4 protein-coding genes are annotated in these 3,550 nt (G+C 57.6%); 2 read left to right on the forward strand and 2 right to left on the reverse strand.

Going from position 1 to position 3,550, the window contains the following annotated elements; genetic code table 11:
- The first annotated feature begins 835 nt into the window (after positions 1 to 835).
- Together MKK70_RS09890 and MKK70_RS09895 are read left to right on the forward strand one after the other, a co-directional pair.
- The gene (locus MKK70_RS09890) at positions 836 to 1,555 is read left to right on the forward strand and encodes a hypothetical protein (RefSeq protein ID WP_243947323.1); all 720 of its coding nucleotides are present in this window, start codon (positions 836 to 838) and stop codon (positions 1,553 to 1,555) included.
- Between the two features lie 4 nt (positions 1,556 to 1,559).
- Positions 1,560 to 1,922, forward strand: coding sequence for a hypothetical protein (locus tag MKK70_RS09895; protein WP_243947331.1), 363 nt, complete (start codon positions 1,560 to 1,562; stop codon positions 1,920 to 1,922).
- Between the two features lie 120 nt (positions 1,923 to 2,042).
- On the opposite strand, the gene MKK70_RS09900 is transcribed toward MKK70_RS09895, so the two are convergent.
- Together MKK70_RS09900 and MKK70_RS31050 are read right to left on the reverse strand one after the other, a co-directional pair.
- Positions 2,043 to 2,831 carry an EAL domain-containing protein gene (locus MKK70_RS09900; RefSeq protein WP_243947333.1) on the reverse strand — a complete coding sequence of 263 codons (789 nt, stop codon included), beginning with the start codon at positions 2,829 to 2,831 and terminating at the stop codon, positions 2,043 to 2,045.
- Positions 2,832 to 3,409: 578 nt separating this feature from the next.
- Positions 3,410 to 3,550, reverse strand: a 141-nt coding sequence (locus MKK70_RS31050) for an integrase core domain-containing protein (RefSeq protein ID WP_409568260.1), incomplete at its 5' end; no start/stop codon positions are given.

The raw sequence follows: 3,550 nt of genomic DNA on the forward strand, positions 1-3,550 counted from the left end.
CGTAGCGCAGGCGCGAACGGCTATGCTGCCGGCGAGTGGTCGGGGTCCACATGGCACATCCAGATCAGGCTTCAGCACCCTTCTGGAATCACCGCCATCCCGGCCACTCAACCCCTGCCGGATGTTATCGGACGGGCTCTAAGCTCGACCGGCAGCGGTGGCGGAAGGTAGCACCTTCAGCACTATCAGTCTGCCGTTACTCTTCAGCCCGCCCGGTTCGCCGCGGCGGGTTTTGCATGCCGCCAGCTGTGCAAGCTGCTGGGTCAAAACGATCAATTCGACAGGATCTGGCATCTTGAGTGATGAGACGTTCATACCAGGCGAGCCAAGCGTTCGTCCCATAAATGTCACGGGAAAGATTTGCGGCTTTGTACCGCCCATTCGCGACAATCTCGTCAATTGGTTATAAGTCCACTAGATAAATCATATTTTTTGATCACTTATGATTTGTTTATCGAATCCATAAGGTCGCACGTCTGGACCTCTCGATCACGCTGCCTGTTCTGTTTCTACGTCCATCATATTTGGGCGAGCGAGGTTTACGGGTGACGGAACATACCTCTGGTCAGGACAGCCGCCAGGGCAAGCGTGGCAGACCAGCCCTCTATGTCTTGATCGTAAGCGTCGGATTGATGCTCACTTCCTTGGCTGGGCTAATGATTTGGCAGGGAGCGAACTCCCCTCCTGACTACGCCAGCCAGAGCCAAGCCGCGTCGCGGAAGCAGATCACCGGGTCCGAAAGCGGCAGATCGGATGTCACGTCATCTGCGAACAGCAGTGGTGTGCCTGGCGGCAATCCAGCCTATCCGCAGCCAGCCGTACGCAGGGCCAACCCATGAAATCGGCCGAGACGACGACGACCGATGTAGCCGAAATCGCGGTGCTCGCGCGCGCCAAGCGCAACTTCCAAAACAATGGTTTGGGAGATCGAATGTGGGGTGCCCCCGGCGCTGCAGATGAGCCTCCGCTCAGCGAAGCTTTTTTTCTGAGCGAGGACCAACGTGCTGACTTCATCGCAGCTGCACGAGCGGAGATCGAGGCCGAGAATGGCTCTCCGTATCAAGCAGACGCAAGCGCCCCTTATATCGAAGGCGAAGCCATGAGTTTCGGTATCAGCGCGCTGTACGGGAGCCGCGACGATGCGCAGTCGGCGAAAGGCACGTTGATCGCATCCGGCATCCCCGAGGGGGCGATCCGGCTTATCGTTTGCCCTGCCATACCTCCGGTCGGCTGCAGCGAGCCTGGAGAGCCGACCCCTGCCGACGGCGTGCTTCACAGACAGCTTCGCGAAATCGGTCTACCGGCTGCGGCGTGGGGATCTTACTGCGCGAAGCTGGCCGGCGGAGGAGCGATGCTGAACCTCCACGTCGAGGAGGCGGAGGTTGAACGTGTAATGGGCATTCTAAAGGACCATGGCTCAGTCGACGTGGAGCAACGTGTCGCGACCTGGGACTTGGAAGGCTTGGGCGGTACGTCGCCGGTCTCGACCGAGGGGTGGGGTGGCTACTCGGCAACTTCGACGGGTGGCACGAAAATCACTGCCAGCCAGGACTAGCACCATGGCGCAGATACGTCCCCAATCCGAAATGTCCGACCTCTGTGCGGTACGTCGTTATGCGGTGAGCGTTATCACTCAGTCTCAAGGTGAAGCTTTGGAGATGAGAGCAATCACCCTTGCCCTTCTCGGGGGGATCATGTGGCGCGGGGTGCCAGGTTCGACCACAATGACCCAGAATGCAGACGGCAGAAACGCTATTCTCACGACCACCCTTGGAGATCGACGTCTAACTTTTATTTATGATGAATCGACCGAAACGATAAAAATGCGTGAAGATACCTTGGATGGGCCAATTATTCACAGCTTCTGTAATCGGACCTTGCTAATAGATTTCGAACGAACATTCAGCGTACTATGGAGCTGAAATAGCATCATTGTCTGAATTTAGAATCAATTGGGTGGCACATGGCAGTCTCCCAGGCATTACGGGCTGGGCGTTTGTGGCCACCTGCGACTGCGTAGCGTGTCAGGATACGTTAAACGCTCAGGCGGCGTGAGATTGTTGGGTATCGACTGTCAGCAAGGCATCAGGTAGCCAGACGTACGGAAGGCTGGCTACGGCCGGCTTAGCGAAGAGATATCCCTGGAACAGCCGGATGCCAGTCGAATACAGGGTCGTCAGTTCGGCCTCGGTCTCAATGCCTTCAGCAATCACTGCCACGTTTAGCTGGCGTGCCATCGTAACCACACCAGCAACGATGGTGTGACGTGCGAGGGAGGTTGCGATACCGCGAATTAACTCCATGTCGAGCTTGATGAAGTCGGGCTGAAAGCTTGCCAATAAATTGAGGCCGGCATACCCAGCACCGAAGTCGTCGAGCGCTGTGGCAAAGCCGTGCTTACGATACTCGGTGATGATCCGCTGGACGTGGGCAACGTCCGTCATGCGCTCGTTCTCTGTGAACTCGAACATGATCTGCCGGCGAGCGAAGCCAACGCGATGGGCGGCGTCGAGGGTCGCACGAATGCAGGCTGCAGGCTCATACACGGCGTTCGGCATAAAGTTGATTGATAGCCGCGTTTCCTGATCAGGGAACAGGGAGGCGGCAAGTTCGATCGCCTTGACGCGGCAGGCTTGGTCGAACTTGTACCGGTTGCTCTCGTCCACCATGCCGAGGATCTGCCCCGCTCCCTGCCCCTCAGTTCCCCTAACTAGAGCTTCATAGCCCCAGACGGTATTCTGGCGGAGATCAAGGATGGGGTGGAACGCCATTGTGAACTCGAAAGGCAGTGGCTTCCCGTCGTGGCACCCCTGGCATTTCATCATAGTCATCACCGCCTCTAAGCCTAGCGTGCTGAAACTAGCGACCTGTAATGAAAACTGAATAAAAATTTGAATTTCGATCAAATGATCAAATCATACGCCACGCGCCATGACGCCAATGCTCGGGAAAATATTATAATATGATGGTGTGCTTCTATTTACCCTCCCACGGGGGTATCTAAAGGAACCCGCTGCCCGAGTGCCTCTTGAAGGCGTTCGCCCGGCGGATGTAGCCGACCACCGTGCGTGGGTCTCGGTGGCCGCTCTGATCCATGATGCGGGCGAGATCGGCGCCGCGCTCGGCCGCTGTCGTGACGAACCCTGCTCGGAGGCTGTGCCCGCCACAAATGCAGCCGGATCGAACCCCGCTGCCCCGGCATACCGCTTCACGATTTCCCCGATGCTGCGATCCGTCAGTCTTCAGTCTACAGAAGCACGGGACGCTTACTCGTCGTCCCACGCCATCGTGTCCTGCCGGATCGAGGCTACCTCGGTTCCAGTGCCATCCACATCGATCACAAGGGCGATTTCGGCATCCCGGGTAGCGACCTCCTTCTCAGCAGTCCGTTTGGCTGCGGAGAGATCCTCTAGATGTCGTTGCCCAGAAGGTTGTTCAGGCTTTGCCAGGGTGTCTGTCGGCTGAGGGCGGAGTGGGTTCGGCTGGTGTTGTAGTGGTCGATCCAGGGGCTCATGGCTTGTGTCCGCTCGGCGGATGAGGCGTAGGGCTC

Origin of the sequence: Methylobacterium sp. E-041 (genome assembly GCF_022829665.1) — a bacterium.
Classification (GTDB): Bacteria; Pseudomonadota; Alphaproteobacteria; order Rhizobiales; family Beijerinckiaceae; genus Methylobacterium.